The 15,723-nt window shown below is 72.6% G+C and carries 9 protein-coding genes; 7 read left to right on the top strand and 2 right to left on the bottom strand.

What is annotated here, in order from left to right; genetic code table 11:
- The first annotated feature begins 11 nt into the window (after positions 1 to 11).
- From D7X96_RS05955 to D7X96_RS05925, 7 genes are all read left to right on the top strand, one after another.
- Complete coding sequence (locus D7X96_RS05955) at positions 12 to 785, top strand: CPBP family intramembrane glutamic endopeptidase (RefSeq protein ID WP_121769215.1); 774 nt, start codon at positions 12 to 14, stop codon at positions 783 to 785.
- Between the two features lie 50 nt (positions 786 to 835).
- Positions 836 to 2,500, top strand: coding sequence for a DUF262 domain-containing protein (locus D7X96_RS05950; RefSeq protein WP_120551179.1), 1,665 nt, complete (start codon positions 836 to 838; stop codon positions 2,498 to 2,500).
- Between the two features lies 1 nt (position 2,501).
- Positions 2,502 to 4,499, top strand: a complete 1,998-nt coding sequence (locus D7X96_RS40770; protein WP_244219461.1) for a HipA domain-containing protein — start codon at positions 2,502 to 2,504, stop codon at positions 4,497 to 4,499.
- A gap of 50 nt (positions 4,500 to 4,549) precedes the next feature.
- Complete coding sequence (locus D7X96_RS05940; RefSeq protein WP_121769214.1) at positions 4,550 to 6,400, top strand: OPT family oligopeptide transporter; 1,851 nt, start codon at positions 4,550 to 4,552, stop codon at positions 6,398 to 6,400.
- 15 nt (positions 6,401 to 6,415) lie between these two features.
- On the top strand, positions 6,416 to 10,249 hold the full coding sequence (locus tag D7X96_RS05935; protein ID WP_121769213.1) for a serine/threonine-protein kinase: 3,834 nt from the start codon (positions 6,416 to 6,418) through the stop codon (positions 10,247 to 10,249).
- A gap of 118 nt (positions 10,250 to 10,367) precedes the next feature.
- The gene (locus D7X96_RS05930) at positions 10,368 to 11,939 is read left to right on the top strand and encodes a hypothetical protein (protein ID WP_121769212.1); all 1,572 of its coding nucleotides are present in this window, start codon (positions 10,368 to 10,370) and stop codon (positions 11,937 to 11,939) included.
- A gap of 3 nt (positions 11,940 to 11,942) precedes the next feature.
- Positions 11,943 to 13,358, top strand: a complete 1,416-nt coding sequence (locus D7X96_RS05925) for a serine/threonine-protein kinase (protein WP_121769211.1) — start codon at positions 11,943 to 11,945, stop codon at positions 13,356 to 13,358.
- A 7-nt stretch (positions 13,359 to 13,365) separates the two neighbouring features.
- Here the strand turns inward: D7X96_RS05925 and D7X96_RS05920 are convergent, their stop codons facing one another.
- Both D7X96_RS05920 and D7X96_RS05915 read right to left on the bottom strand, forming a co-directional pair.
- Positions 13,366 to 14,781, bottom strand: coding sequence for a sigma 54-interacting transcriptional regulator (locus D7X96_RS05920; protein ID WP_244219460.1), 1,416 nt, complete (start codon positions 14,779 to 14,781; stop codon positions 13,366 to 13,368).
- A 93-nt stretch (positions 14,782 to 14,874) separates the two neighbouring features.
- Positions 14,875 to 15,672, bottom strand: a complete 798-nt coding sequence (locus D7X96_RS05915; protein ID WP_121723708.1) for a ZIP family metal transporter — start codon at positions 15,670 to 15,672, stop codon at positions 14,875 to 14,877.
- Positions 15,673 to 15,723: the final 51 nt, after the last annotated feature.

Below are 15,723 nucleotides of genomic sequence, written 5' to 3'. Positions count from 1 at the left end.
GGAATTCCGTCATGAGCCCCGCGCCTTCAGAGTTGTCGCCCCCGCGTGTCGCGCTGCACTGCGCGCTCGCGTTCGCCGTGCTGTACGCCTGCTACGAAGCGCCGGAGGGCATTGGCGGGCGGCTGTTGGGGAGCTTCGCGGTGACGGCGGTGCTGATGATCCTCTTCCACGCGGTGGCCTGGGGCGTGGGGCGGTGGCTGGGCTATCGCAATGGCTTCCATGCGTATGCGTTGGAGTGGCGTGGCTCCGCGCTCGCGCGGGCATTGGCGCTGATGCTGGTGCTCAAGCCGGTGTCCGTGCTGGCCGGTGTGGCATTGGGTTGGATGCGCGTGCAGCCTTTGACGAATCCCCAGATGGGGACGGCGCTGCTGGTGGCGGTGCTGGGCGCGGCGGTGTCCACGTTCGTGCCGTCGGTGGCGGAGGACATCGTCGCGCGGGGCTTCTGGTACCGGGCGTGGCCGGTGGCGGGGCAGGGCGCGGGCTACGTGGTCCTGTCCGCGGGCGTGTTCGTGCTCACGCACGTGTACCGGTTGGGCAATGGTCCACTGGAGTGGCTGATGTTGTTCTGCACGGGCCTGGCGTATGCGGCGGCGGTGGCTCGCACGGGCTCGCTGTGGGGCGCCGTGGGGCTGCACTGGGGATGGAACCTGGCGAACGCGCTGCTGGACCTGCAACTGGACGTCAACGCGGTGGGGCAGGGGGGCCGCGTGCTGTCCGCCGTGACGGGGTTGGTGGCGCTGGGGTTGGTGGTGCTGCTGCCGAAGCGACGGGCCGCCTCCGTGTAGGTGGCGGGTTGCCGGGCTTCGGGTTACAGACCACGGGGAGGAGGCTCGCGATGCCCGCTCCCCTGACGCGGCGCCCGGAGACGAAGTCGTTCAGCATCGAGGACCTGCTCGACCGCGTGCGGCGCGGCGAGGTGCGCATCCCCGACTTCCAGCGCCCGCTGCGGTGGACCGCCGAGGACGTGCGCGACCTGCTGGACAGCGTGTACCGGGGCTATCCCATCGGGACTTTGTTGTTCTGGCGCCGGGAGGCTCCTGCCGCCAACGTCAGCTTCGGCCCCGTGCGCATCGACGCGCCCTCCACGAGTCAGGGTCTGTGGGCCGTGGATGGACAGCAGCGCGTGACGGCGCTCGCGGGCGTGCTGCTGCATCCGTCCTATGGCGACGAGGCCGGACGCGATGACTTCCATCTGTATTTCGACCTGGAGACGGAGGAGCTGCATGCGCCTCCCGCGACGGGTGCGCCTCCTCCGCACTGGCTGCCCATGAACGAGGTGCTGGACAGCGAGTCGCTGCTCCACTGGCTCAACCGCTACCCGGGCCGCGAGGCGCACCCGGAGCACCTGCGCGCCGCCATCCGCCTGGGCAAGGCCATCCGCGAGTACCAGGTGCCCGCGTACGTCGTGGACACGGAGGACGAGAAGGTCCTGCGCATCATCTTCAAGCGTCTCAACACCGCAGGCCGGCCGCTCACGGATGAAGAGGTATTCAACGCGCTGTACGTGGGCTCGCGCTCGCTCAGCCTGGAGTCGGTGACGGAAGGGCTGCGGGAGCTGGGCTTCGGCGGCATCCCGGAGCCGCTGCTGCTGCGCGCCGTGCTGGCCGTGCGCGGGCTGGACTTCACCCGGGGCTATCAGGAACAGCTCAGCCAGGACGACGAGCTCACGGAGACCGTCCGCCGCACGGACCGGGCGCTCCGGGACGCCATCGTGTTCCTCAAGCGCGATGCGTTCATCCCGCACCTCAAGCTCCTGCCCGCTCCGGAGAACTCGCTGGTCCTGCTGACCCGGTTCTTCCAGCTGCACCCTGAACCGTCACCGCGTTCGCGCGAGCTGTTGTCCCGCTGGTTCTGGCGCCACATCGTCTTCGGCGGCTGGGAGCTCAAGCCGCCGGAGGCCCTTCAGGTCTTCGCCGCCATCCGCTCCGACGAGGAGCGCTCCATCCAGGCGCTGTTGGGGCAGGTGCCACCGCCGCTCATCCGCTGGTGGATGGAGACGGGGATGCCCGTCATCCCCAATGCCCCCGTGGGCATCCCGCTGGTCCTGCGCATCGCGATGCTGTCCCTCCAACCGCGCCACCTGCTGACAGGCGCGGTGCTGGACCCCGCCGAGTTGCTGGAGCAGCCGGGCGAGGGCTTCCATCCCATCCTCCCCCCTGGGGACATGCGATGGTTCATGCCTGGAATCGTGGACCGCCGCATGGTCCGACGCGTGGTGGAGGGGACCTTCGGCTTCCTCTTCCACCCCCCGGTGCCGGGACGCCCGTTCTTCCAGGTGCTCGGAGCCCAGCCGCCGCTGGCGGAGGAGATCCTCCACAGCCACGGGCTCACCTCGCAGGCCGTGGACGCACTGAGGCGCACGGACGGGTTCGGCTTCCTCTCCCTGCGCCAGGCGGTGCTGGAGCCCGTGCTGCGCCAGTTCATGGAGGCCCGCACGCGCTGGGACGACTCGGACCGGCCTTCGCTCCAGTCGATGATCATCGACGACGATGAGGACTGACATGGAACCCACGCTGCCCGTGTCCACCACCGGCATCCTCGACGTCCTCATTGGTGACGTGCACGTCGGCACGCTCACGCTGCTCGCGGACGAGCGCATCGAGTTCAGCCTCTCCGAGGACTACCGCCAGCGCTACCCGCGCCCCGTGCTGGGACAGTTCTTCGAGGACGACCTGTCGCGCCGCCACACCAGCCGCATGCGGCTGCCGCCGTTCTTCTCCAACCTGCTGCCCGAAGGCCCGCTGCGAGACCTCATCTCCGAGCGTCAGCACATCGCCCGGCAGCGCGAGTTCTTCTTCATCGCCCACCTGGGCGCGGACCTCTCCGGCGCCGTCATCGTCCGCCCCGCGGGCGAGCTCGCCGGCCACGACGCCCCGCTCGTGGACGTCCCCGCTGAACCCGTGTCGGACGGAGAGCCGCTGCGCTTCTCGCTCGCGGGCGTGCAGCTCAAGTTCTCCATGCTCCGGCGCGACCGGGGCATGACGCTGCCCATGGGCGGCCTGGGCGGTGACTGGATCGTCAAGCTCCCGGACAACCGCTACGACCGCGTCCCGGAGAACGAGCTGTCCGTGATGACGTGGGCGCGCGCCACCGGCATCGACGTGCCGGAGCTTCAATTGCTCCCGGTCGCGGACCTGCACGGACTCCCGGAGGGCATCACCCTGCGCGAGGACATGGCGTACGCCATCCGCCGCTTCGACCGGCCGTCCCCCGGCCGCCGCGTGCACATGGAGGACCTGGCGCAGGTGCTGGGGCTGTACTCCGATGAGAAGTACAAGAAGTACAACTACGAGACCATCGCCAACGTGCTGCTGAAGGTCTCGGGGCTGGACGCGCTCCAGGAGTTCCTGCGGCGGCTGGTGTTCATCATCGCGTGCGGCAACGGCGACGCGCACCACAAGAACTGGTCGCTCTACTACCCGGACGGCACGCGCCCCACGCTGTCCCCCGCGTACGACTTCGTCTCCACCATCCAGTACATGCCGCAGGACCAGCTCGCGCTGAACCTGGCGAAGTCCAAGCGCTTCGAGGACGTGTCGCTCCAGAGCTTCGAGCGGCTGGCGAGCAAGCTGGGCCTGGGCGACGAGGACGTCCTCCCGGTGGTGAAGGGCGCCGTGGAGGTCGCGCTCGATACGTGGACCACGCTGCGCGCGGACCTGCCCATGCCGGAGCTCTTCAAGCAGCGCATCGAGGAGCACTGGAAGCGCGTCCCGCTGCTCCAGGGCAACGTGAAGCGCAGCTCCGGCGAGCTGCGCCAGACGGTCAACGCCTTCTTCACCCTCTACAACGAGCTGCCCCGCCTGGGGCCCGGCAGCGACGCCTGCACCCGCGAGGCCCTGCGGCGCCTGTCCCCGCTGCCGCCCTCGCCGCGCGTGCTGGACCTGGGCGCGGGCACCGGACGGCAGTCGCTGGTGCTCGCGCGGAAGCTGGGCACGCGCGTCACCGCCGTGGACCTGCACCGGCCCTATCTCGACCGGCTGGAGCGCGAGGCCCGCGAGCAGGGACTGGCGGACGCCATCGTCACGCGCCAGGAGGACATGAGCGCGCTGTCGCTGCCGCCGGCCTCCGTGGACCTGCTCTGGTCCGAAGGCGCCATCTACGTCGTGGGCTTCGAGCAGGGCCTGCGCCAGTGGCGGCCGCTGCTCGCGCCCGGGGGCTTGATGGCCGTCACCGAGTGCACCTGGCTCACCGACGTCCGTCCTCCGGAGGCCGTGCGCTTCTGGTCCTCCGGATATCCGTCCATGGGCAACCTCGCCCAGAACCGCGCCACCGCGGAGGCCGCGGGCTTCACGGTGCTGGACACCTTCACGCTGCCCGCGTCCGCGTGGTGGGACGACTACTACACGCCGCTCCTCCAGCGCATCGAGCGGCTGCGCCCCACGGCGGACGCGGCGCTGCGCGAGGTCATCGCGGCGGCGGAACAGGAAATCAACCTGTACCGCCGCCACGGGGACAGCTACGGCTACGTCTTCTACCTGCTGCGTTCGCGCGGGGCGTGACGCCTCCCGTGGTGGCGCGGAAGGGGACGAACGGGGAGGATGGGCGGCCCATGTCGGCCCCCGCTTCCCGTGCCGTCCCCGCCGGGGACTCGCCCACCGACGCCTCGCTGACGCTGCTGAGCATCCCCGGCACGACGCAGGCGGAGGTGGACACCTACTGGCTCACGCACGTGTACCAGGGGGACCGGTTGCCCCAGCTCACCCTGCGCGCGGTGGCGCTGGGCGCGGGGCTGGGCGTGCTCACCTGTGCCACCAACCTCTACGCGGGGTTGAAGACGGGCGTGGCGTTCGGCGTGGCCGTCACCGCCGCGCTGCTCGCGTCCGCGGCGCATGGGGCGCTGCGGCGCCTGGGCCCTCGTGCCGCCGGAGAGCCGCTGTCCCTTCTGGAGCTGGGGTGCGCGCAGACGGTGGCGTCGTCGGCGGGGTACGCGACGGGTGGGGCGCTCGTGTCGGTGCAGGGGGCGTGGCTGTTGACGACGGGGCACCACCTGCCCGGGGTGACGCTGCTGGCGTGGACGTTCCTGCTGTCCGCGCTGGGGGTGATGTTCGCGGTGCCGCTCAAGCGGCAGCTGGTGGACCGGGAGCAGCTTCCGTTCGCGTCCGGGACGGCGGCGGCGGCGACGGCGCGTGCGCTGCACTCGGGCGGTGAGGCGGCGGGGCCCCGGCTGCGGATGCTGGGATTGGGCGGGATGATCGCGGGGGCGCTGACGCTCGCGCGTGATGGCTTCGGGCGCTTGCCTTATGCGTTCGCGTTTCCCGGGTCGCTGGGTGGGGTGTCGCTGGAGCGGCTGGGGTTCGCGCTGGAGACGGGGTTGATGCCGGTGGGCGGCGGCGCGCTCCTGGGCGTGCGGGTGACGGCGTCCATGTGGCTGGGAGCGCTCGTCGTCCATGGCGTCGTCGCGCCCCGGTTGATGGCGGCGGGCGTGGTGGCTCCGGAGGGGGATTTCCTCGCGTGGGCGCTGTGGCCGGGCGCCGCGGCGCTCACCACCGCGTCGCTGTTGCAGTTCGCGCTCCAGGCCCGCGTGTGGGGCCGGGCGCTGCGAGGGCTTCGCGGGCCTCGCCAGGCGCCGCATCCCATTGAAGCGCTCCAGGTGCCGGGGCGGTGGTGGGTGGCGGGGATGCTGGTGTTGACGCCCGCGACGGTGGCGCTGGCGCGAGTGGGCTTCGACGTGCCGGTGCCGCACGCGCTGCTCGCGGTGGCGTTGTCGTTCGTGCTGTGCCTCATCTCCTGTCGAGTCACCGGGGAGACGGACGTGAGCCCCGTGGGCGCGTTGGGGCAGGTGACGCAGCTCACGTATGGCGTGCTGCTGCCCGGGGACGTGCGGGCGAACCTGGCGACGGCGGGCATCACGGTCAACGCGGCGTCGTCGTCCGCGGATCTGCTCACGGACCTGAAGGCGGGGCACCTGTTGGGCGCGAATCCTCGCCGCGTGTTCGTGGCGCAGCTGGTGGGGTGTGTCGTGGGGGCGCTGGTGGTGGTGCCGCTGTTCTACCTGCTGGTGCCGGAGCCGTCGGTGCTGGGCTCGGAGCGCTTTCCGGCACCGGCCGCGACGGTGACGGCGGGCGTGGCGCGGGTGCTGGCGTCGGGGCTGGATGCCGTCTCCGCGGACTTGCGCCTGGCGATGGCGTGGGCCGCTGGAGCGGCGGCGATCCTCACGCTGGGGGAGCAGGCGTTGCCGGAGCGCTTCCGCCGCTGGATGCCCTCCGCGGTGGGCATGGGGCTCGCTTGTCTGCTGCCGGCCTCCACGTGCCTGGGGTTCTTCCTGGGCGGGCTGGGGTGGGAGCTGGCGCGGCGGTGGCGGCCCTCGTCGGAAGGGCCGGGTGTGACGCTGGCGGCCGGGCTCATCGCGGGCGAGGGGCTGGTGGGGGTGGGCATCGTCCTGGCGCGAGCGCTCTGGTAGCCTTCGGGGCTCCCCATGCGCTGTCCGGTCTGTCACCGCCGCCTCGCTCCCGGCGTGGCGTGTCCCGTGAATGGCGTCGTCGCCGGGGCCGGTTTCCCCCTGGAGCCGCTGGCGATCCCCGACGTCCCCGGCCTGTCCGGTGCCGCGCTGCTGGGCGTGGGAGGGTTCGCCCACGTCTTCACCGCGGTGAGGGAGGCGGATGGGCGTGAGGTCGCGCTCAAGGTGGGGCTGGGCGCGCACCATGCGCGCTTCGCCCACGAGGCGGAGGCGCTCCGGCGCGTAGGGCCGCCCACGGTGCCCGAGGTGCTGGAGGAGGGGCGCGTCGGGGGCAGGCCGTTCCTGGTGCAGGAGCTGCTGCGAGGGCAGACGCTCGCGGCGTGGATGGCGGCGCTGCCGGGTTCAGGCGCGGCGTCCGTGGCGCGGGTGCGGGAACTGCTGACGGGGCTGTGTCCGGCGGTAGCGCGCGTGCACGCGGCCGGTGTCGCGCACCGGGACCTCAAGCCGGAGAACATCTTCCTGCGCGAAGGTGGCGCGCTGAGCCTGCTGGACTTCGGGCTCGCGCGGTGGGGGGACGCGGGGCCGGCGGAGGAGGCGGGGAACCGCGCGGGCACGACGGTCTACATGGCGCCGGAGCAGTGCCTGGACGCGCGCGAGGCGGGCCCGGCGGCGGACATCTACGCGCTGGGTGTCCTGCTGTTCGAATTGCTCACGGGCACGCCGCCGTTCCATGGCACGCCGGACGAGGTGCGTGAAGGTCACGTGAGCCAGCGTCCGCCGCGCGTATCGGAACGGGCGCGGGTGCCTGCGGCGCTGGACGCGGTGGTGGCGCGGTGTCTGGCCAAGGCGCCTGCGGAGCGGTACGCGAGCGCGGCGGAGGTGTTGGCTGCTTTCGAGGCCGCGTGCGCGGAAGGGCCCGCGCTACCGGTGGTGGGGGCGAAGGACGCGCGGCCTGCGCAGGCGCTGGCGACGTTCGCGGGCTCGAGGCCGGTGGCGCTGCTGGGACTGCGCACGGCCGCGTCGGTGGAGGGACTGGCGGCCACGCTGGAGCCGTTCGGCGGGGTGCTGGCGCGTGTCGCGGCAGGGGGCTACCTGCTCGTCTTCTGTGAGTCGTTGTCCGCGGAAGCGAACGTGCGCGCGGGCGCGCTCGCGGCACGGCGGTTGGTGGAGTCGGGAGAGGCCTCGGCGGTGCTGCACGTCGCGGTGTTGTACGTGCATCCCGGCACCACGTTGCCGCGCATCGCGGGTGCCGCGCTGGAGCGGCCGGAGACATGGTGGGGAAGGGGGCTCGCGCAAGGCGAAGTGCGGGTGACACCGGAGGCGGTCGTACGGCTTGAGCCCGGGTGGATCGAGCCTGCTCCCCGGCAGGACGACAGTGTGGCCGCAGAGGATGCACGTCCGGCGTCACCCCAATCCGTGGACGACGCGCTTGAGCCTGGTGCGTTCTTCCGGCTGCGCCTCCAGGACGAGGAGGGCTCGCGAGCCGACGGCGCGCCTCCTCCGTTCGTGGGCCGCGAGGCGCTGCTGGATGCACTGGTCGCGGACGCGGCGCGGAGCCTGTCGTCGCTGGAGCCGGGCCTGGGTGTGCTCACCGGCGAGGTGGGCCATGGCAAGACGCGGCTCCTCAAGGGGCTCGCGTTCCGGTTGGAGTCCGCGGGCCATGCCCGGGTCGTCCGCCTGCGCGCTCCGCCTCCGGATGCGTCGGTGTCCAACTCCCTCCTGGATGCACTGCGCGCCGTCGTGGGCCGTCCTTCCGCGGAGCCGCGCATCCTGGCCGACGCGCTGCTCGCCCAGGCCCGGGAAGCTCCGCTCGTGCTGTTGCTGGACGATGCGCACCTCGCGGATCCCTTGAGCCTGGACGTGCTGGAGCGCGCCACGCTCGCGGGGCCTCGGGCTCCTCTGTGGATCTGCGTCGCTGGACGCCCGTCGCTGCTGGGCCTGCGCCCCCACCTGGGCGAGCGCAGCGCCCAGGCCTCGCGCCACCTGTTGCCGCCCCTGCCTCCAGAGGCCAGCCGCGCGGTGCTGATCCACCTGCTGCGCCCGGCGGAGCACATCCCGGAGCCCGTGCTCGCGCGCCTGGAACTGCTGGCGCAGGGCGTGCCCCTGTCCCTCGTCGAACTGGCTCGCGCGCTCCGTGCCGCAGGCGCCCTGCGTTCATCGCCGGGTGGCGGGTGGTACGTCGCACCGGATGCGCTGCTGGACGTCTCCGTCACGCCGCTCTTTGAACGGCTGGCCCCACGCGTGCTCGCGGGCCTTCCAGAAGCCCACCGCGTGCTCGCGAGGCTGTGCGCGGTGCTCGGCACGGAGGTGGACGTGGCTCGGGTGGACTCGGCCCTGCGCCACCTGGCCTCCGGACCGGAGCTGTCACGCGCCGCGGCCCTGGACGCGGGCGCCGGCCTGCAACGCCTGGCTCGCGCGGGCCTCCTGCGTCCCACCAGCCCGGGCCGCTTCGCCTTCCGGCACCCGCTCCTGCGCGAGGCCCTGGAGGCCCTGCTGCCCTCCGCGCCCCGCCGCGCGCTGCACGCCGCCGCGCTCAAGGCCAGCGTGGGCGACGACGTGGCCGAACGCCGCCGCCGGGCCCACCACGCGGCCGTGTGTGGCGCCCACCAGGAGGCCTCGCGCGACTACCTGGCGCTGGCGGAGGAGGCCCGCGCCGGTCACCTGCCCGTCGAAGCCGAACAGCACTACACGCGCGCGCTCGCGCTGTTGCCGGAGTCCGACGACGCGCGCCGGGCCCAGGCGCTCGCGGGACGGGGCAAGGTGCGCCACCGACTCCAGCGCTTCAGGGAAAGCCTCGCGGACCTGTCCGCCGCGCGCGCCCTGGCCCGCACCCGGGGCGACGCGGCCCTCGAAGTGGACCTGCTCCTGGAAGAAGCCACCGCGCGCGACTGGATGGAGGATTCGGACGGCTCCGCCGCCTGCACCCGCGAAGCGCTCGACGCCATCGAGTCCCTGGACGCGCCGCGCCTGTCCATCCGCTGTGGCCTGGCCCGGGGCCGTCTGCACGTGCGCCAGGGCGAATGGGCCGCCGCGGCCCGCGTGCTCACCTCCACCGCCGAAGGCGCCGAGCGCGCCCGGGACCACGAGACGCTGGTCGTGTCACTGGCGCTGCTCGGCTCCGCGCTCACGTTCCTGGACCGCGCCCCGGAGGCCGCCGCGCGCTTCGACGAAGCGCTGGAGCGCTGCGAGGCCGCGGGCGACGGACTGCACAAGGCCGCTGTGCTGAGCAACCGCGTCCTGCTGTGGCTCCGCCAGGGCGACGTGTCCCGCATGGAAGCGGACCTGCGCCGCGCCATGGCCCTGGGCCGCGAGCTGGCCCACGCGCAGATGGAGCGCTGGGCCACGTTCAACCTGGCCGAAGTGCTCTACATGCAGGGCCGCCTGGACGAAGCGCTCCCGCTCGCGCAGCGCGCGCATGAGCTGGGCGTGCGCTTCTTCCGCGAACACCCCGTGCCCGTGGATGCGCTGCTCCTCGCCCGCATCCAGGCCGCCGCGGGAGACGAGGCCGCGGCCGCACGGCAGCTCGCCTGGATCTCCGAGCGCTGCCCGCCGGAGTCCCTGCCGCCCACCGCCATCATGCGGCGCCTGGTGGAGCTCCAGGTCCGTCAGCAGGTCACGGGCGCGTTCGAAGCGACGGACTGGGTCGCGCTCCATGCGGAAGCGGACGCGCTGGCGTCGCCGGACGAGAAGGCGGAGATCCTCCTGCAGGCCACCGGCATCGCGCGCCGCACCGGCGCGATGGACGAAGCGCGCGCGTGGCTCGAACGCGCCGCACCCGTCGTGGCGGAGGCGCCACTGTGGTCTACGCGTTTCCACGCACTGCGTGCCGCGCTCACACGCTCCGCGCTGTAACGGGAAACGCTACTCGGCGCCGCGCCCGTAACCTTTCGCGCTACAGGGAGACAAGAAGGCCACGCCTGGGGTTTCCTTTCCTCCCATTTCCAAATCCTGCCCAAGGAGTGTTCGCGCGATGGCCTCCTCCCTCCTCCGAGTCCCCTGGTGTTTCCTCTTGCTGGCGCTGACCGGCTGCGAGTCCGCGCTCCCCGACGACACCCGCGCCGACCCCAGCGCCGACGTGGTGCTCGGAACGAGTGAGTCGGACATCCGCATCGCCAACTCGCTCACGACGCGCGAGCTGGTGCTCAACGCCATCGCCGCGAACCACGACGCCAACGAGGCCCTGGCCACGAACTCGCTGGAGTCGCTCTTCGACCCCGACGTGATGGAGAGCGGCCCGCAGAGCGCGCTCGTCAACCACCAGCTCCGCGACCCGTACGCGCAGCGCTTCATGGCGTACCTGGTGGGCTGTGCGCTGGACCCAGGGGAGAAGCTCGCATGGGTCAATCCCTTGCAGCCGGCCGGTTCTCAGGACAGCGAATGGGAGGGCTCCGCGGGCCTCTGCCCGTGGTGGCGCACGGGCACGCCGGGCGATGAGTGCCTCAAGCGCGTGACGGCGTGCCTCCTGGCGCGCAACAACCTGCTGGGCTACCGCGTGGAGCTGTCGATGCGCGGCGAGCTCCACGATGCCGAGCACGCCATCGCGCAGCCGTTCGCGCTGGACTCGTGGACGGTGCCGCTGGACCACGTGCCGCCCTCGCAAGGGCCGCTGAGCAGCGCGGTGGAGTGCGGCAGCCAGACGGTGGGCTCGGGACGGGACTGCGGCTGGACGATGCACTCGGTGGGCTGGTGCCCCGCGGGTCAGACCGTCAGCGTGGGCGCGGGGGGGCCGCCAGGCTGCTCCTCCGGGGCGCCGCTGGGCTCCAGCTCGGGCGCGCGCATGATGCTGCGCGTGTGCCGGGGCATCGCCGGGTGTGACGCGGGCGACGCGCGGCACGTGGACTCCAGCCAGGGCTGCGCGCTCGGCTCCACGTACCCGCTGCCCTCGCTGGGGACGGACCCCACCGTGACGTTCGCCTGCCCGGCGAACGGCGGGTACTTCACGGTGATGACCGCGCCCTGGGACAGCAGCGCGGAGGGCACGGCGAACGTGGCCTGGTCCTCGGCGGTGCAGGCGCCCCTCTCCGAGCGCGCCGTGTACCGCGTCCGCGAAGGCGCCTTCTACGGCAACCTCTTCGGCCGCGACGCGCTCCGCGACGACATCAACGTGACGGTGACGCTGGCGACGGGGTCGAAGGACCGCTACGTCGTCAACCGGCCGCGCACCCGCCAGGCGAAGCCCATCTTCAAGGACCTCTACGCCTGCTACGACCCGGGTTGGGTGCACGGCATGGCGTACGCGACCTACCGCGTGTGCGCGCTGCCCGGCACGAACGAGGACTGCGCGGCGCAGGTGACCGGACCCTGCTGGGACACGAATCCGCAGGCCACGCACCAGTGCGAGACGCAGGACGGGCCGCTGTTGAACGGCGACGGCGACTTCGAGCGGTGCCGCGACCTGAACAACACCGTCTGGGGCGAGCCTGTCACCGTCTACCTCAACGGCGCGTGCGACCTGGTGGATGAGCAGCACCGCGACCTGTGCAAGCGCTACTCGGAGCCTCCGCCGCCGCAGGACACCGGCCGGGGCAAGGAAAAGCGCTAGTCCATGGCGGGCAACGGAGAAGAAGCCCTCTACGGCGAGGAGCTGCGCCCCGGCGCGCTCGTGGGCGAGTGGGTCGTGGACCACGTCCAGGTGCACGGCCCCGTCTCCGCGTTGTACCGGGCGCGCCACGCGCGCTCGGGAGTGCCCGCCGCGCTGAAGGTGCTGCACCCGCAGGTGGCCGCGGCGGCGGTGGCGCTCAGGCGCTTTCGTCGCGAGGCGGCCACGCTGCAGCGGCTGCACCACCCGCACATCGTCACGGTGCTGGGGTACGGCGAGCTTGCGGACGGCCGGCCCTTCATCGCCATGGAGTGGCTGGAGGGGCAGGACCTGGCGGCGGAGCTGGCCACGCGAGGCCCGCTGTCTCCGCGCGAGGTGCTGGAGGTGATGGAGCAGGTGGGCGCGGCGCTGCGGGTGGCGCACGCGGCGGGCGTGGTGCACCGCGACCTGAAGGTGCAGAACGTGGTGCGGCTCGCGCCCGGCCGGGGGGGCCCCGCCGTGAAGCTGGTGGACTTCGGCGTGGCGAAGGGGCTGGTGCCGGGAACTCCGGGAAGCTCCTCCCTCACGCACACCGGCGTGGTGCTGGGCACGCCGCTGTCCATGGCGCCGGAGCAGATCCGCGGCGAGGTGCCCGACGCGCGCACCGACCTGTACGCCGCGGGCGTGCTCCTCTTCCAGCTGCTCACGGGGATGCCCCCGTTCCAGGGCACCACGCGCCACGAGGTGGAGCAGCAGCACCTGCACGCGCCGCCGCCGCGCCCGGGCGAACACGCGCCGGTGTCCGCCGCATTGGACGCGGTGGTGCTCCGGTGTCTGCGCAAGGCGCGCGAGGACCGCTACCCGGACGTGGACGCGCTCCTGGAGGACCTGCGGGGCGCGGTGCTGGGCGGCGCGGCGCCGGTGGAGGTGCCGCGCGCGGTGGGGCTCTACGTGGAGGCGCGGCTGCCGGGAGAGCCCAACCCGGAGGCGATGGAGGACCTGGACGCGGGCCTGGAGCGCGCGAGCACCCTGGCGCGCGAGGCCGGCCTGGAGGTGCGGCTGATGGGCGGCGCGTGCCTGCTCGCCGTGGCCAGCCTGCCGGATGACGTGCGCCGCGAACGCGAGCTGCGCGCGCGCGTGCTGGACGTGGGGCTCGCGCTGACGGGGAAGGACCCTGCCGCCGTGCACCTCCACGTCACCGTGCACGTGGACCGGCTGACGTCACGCGAGGAGCCCCACGGCTGGACGGACGGCGCGGCCTCCGCGTGGGACGCGGCGGGCGGGGAAGGGGGCCTGCTGCACCTGTCCGGCTGGGTGCGCGACGGGGGCGAAGACGCCACGCCCGTCGTCACCGGCCCGGCGCTGCGGGGACTGGAGGCGGACTTCGCCGCCAGCCCCGTACCGGACGCGCCGGGGCGCTGGCGGCTCTCCTCCCGGCGCTGAAAACCGCCTACGGCTTGATGCCGTGCCTGCGCAGCAGCCGGTAGAAGTGCACGCGGTCCATGCCGGCGGTGACGGCGGCCTGGGCCACCTTGCCCTGGTGCTTCTCCAGGAGCGCCCGCAGGTACCTGCGCTCGAAGTCGTCCACCACGCGCCGGCGCTGCTCCGCGTACGGCCGGGACAGATCCAGTTCCAGCGGGCTGCCCTCCGGACGCGAGTCCTCCTCCGCCAGCGGCAGCGCGTCCTCGAACACCAGGCAGCGCTCCAGGTGATTGCGCAATTCGCGCACGTTGCCCGGCCACGCCGCGTGCCTCAGCCGCGACAGGAACTCCGGCGTGCGCAGCGCGCCCGTGCGCTCCGGATCCGCGCCCAGGGACCCCAGGATGCCCGACACCAGCATGGACAGGTCCTCCGGCCGCTGGCGCAGCGAAGGCATGGCGATCCGGAGCACCGCGAGCCGGAAGAACAGGTCGGAGCGGAAGCGGCCCGCGTTCACCTCCGCGCGCAGGTCGCGGTGCGTGGCCGCGATGAGCCGCACGTCCACGGGCTGGTACGTGTTGCTGCCCACCCGGCGGATCTCCCGGTTCTCCAGCACGCGCAGCAGCTTCGGCTGCAGCTCCGGGGGCAGCTCGCCAATCTCGTCCAGGAAGACGGTGCCGCCGTCGGCCTCCTCGAAGACGCCCGCGCGCCGGCTCACCGCGCCGGTGAAGGAGCCCTTCTCATGGCCGAACAGCTCGCTCTCCAGGATGTGCGCGGGGATGGCGCCGCAGTCCACCACCAGGAACGCCGCGTCCTTGCGCCGGCTGGCCTGGTGGATGGCGAGCGCCGCCTGGCTCTTGCCCGTGCCCGTCTCGCCCTCCAGGAGCACCGTGACGTCGCGCGCGGAGGCCCGCTCCATCATCGCGAAGCAGCCGCGCATGGCCACGGACGTGCCCACCAGCGTGCCGAAGCGCGTCAGCTCCGACAGGGGCAGCCGGTTGCTCTCCGCGCTGAAGTCGAACCGCAGCACCACGCGGCCCAGGCGCAGCAGGCTGCCGCTGCGCAGAATGCCCTCCACCACCTGCACGCCGTCCACGATGACGCCGTTGAGGCTGTCCAGGTCCTTCACCTGCGGGCCCTTGGGCCCGATTCGCACCTCGCAGTGGAAGCGCGACACGGTGGAGTCCTCCACCGCGAAGTCGTTGAGCGGATGCGAGCCCACCGAACAGGTGTCCGCCGTGGACTCCCACACCGTGCCCGCGCCCGGGCCCTCCACCACGGACAGGCGGAAGCGGCGCACCGTGGGCAGGTCCCCCGGACGGCGGGCCTGCTCGTACGGCAGCGTCACGTGGAGCGCGGCATCCGCCCCGTCTTCGTCCGGGCGGGCGCCCTTGTCCTTCGACTCCCCGGGGGGCCCGTCGATGCGGGTTCGATCCGACACAGACATGCCCCTGAAACTACCACGTCCGGGCCACCCGGGGCTGCGGCAGCCGGGTGTCCTCCAGGACACAGACGCGGCACGCACGCATCCGGAGGGACGTCAGCTCAGCGTCACGTCCAGGAACATCATCAGCACGAAGCCCACCATCAGCCCGGCGGTGGCCTCCTTCGCGTACTCCTGGCGGTGGCTTTCGGGGATCATCTCGTCGCTGACGACGTACAGCATGGAGCCGCCCGCGAACGCGAGCGCCCACGGCAGCACGCCTGACGCGAACGACGTGGCGAAGAAGCCCACCAGCGCGGCCACGCCCTCCACCAGCCCGGTGTAGAGCGCCACCAGCACCGCCTGCTTGCGGCTGTACGCCACGCCCATCAGCGCCAGCGCGACGACGAAGCCCTCCGGGATGTCCTGCAGCCCGATGCCCACGAGGATGGGCGCGGCGATGGCCATGGAGCGGCTGCCCACGCCGGTGCCCACCGCCAGCCCCTCCGGGAAGTTGTGCAGCGCGATGGCCAGCACGAACAGCCAGATGCGCTTCAAGTTCGCCGCCTGCGCGTTGCCCTCCTGGCCCTTGATGAAGTGCTCGTGCGGGATGAAGCGGTTGCACAGGTGCAGGAACAGGCCGCCCACCAGCATGCTGCCGCCCACCACCAGCGCGGGGAAGAAGCGCGACGTGGAGCGCTCCTCGGCCAGGTGGATGGCGGGCACGACGAGCGAGAAGGCCGTGGCCGCGAGCATCACGCCCGCGCTGAAGCCCATCAGCACGTCCTTGGTGCGCTGGGTGATGCCGCCCATGGCCAGGGCGGGCACGGCGCCCAGGCTGGTGGAGAGGACGGTGACGGCGCTGCCAACGAGCGCCAGGGCGAGGGTGGACGAGCCGAAACCGCTGTCGGACATGGCCCCCCCAACCTGTCCCACTCCCCACCGCCCGGCCACCTTTTTGGGCGA

Origin of the sequence: Corallococcus interemptor (genome assembly GCF_003668875.1) — a bacterium.
GTDB classification, from domain to species: domain Bacteria; phylum Myxococcota; class Myxococcia; order Myxococcales; family Myxococcaceae; genus Corallococcus; species Corallococcus interemptor.
Note: the sequence above shows the minus strand (reverse complement) of the source record. Positions and strands in the feature narration are given on the sequence as shown.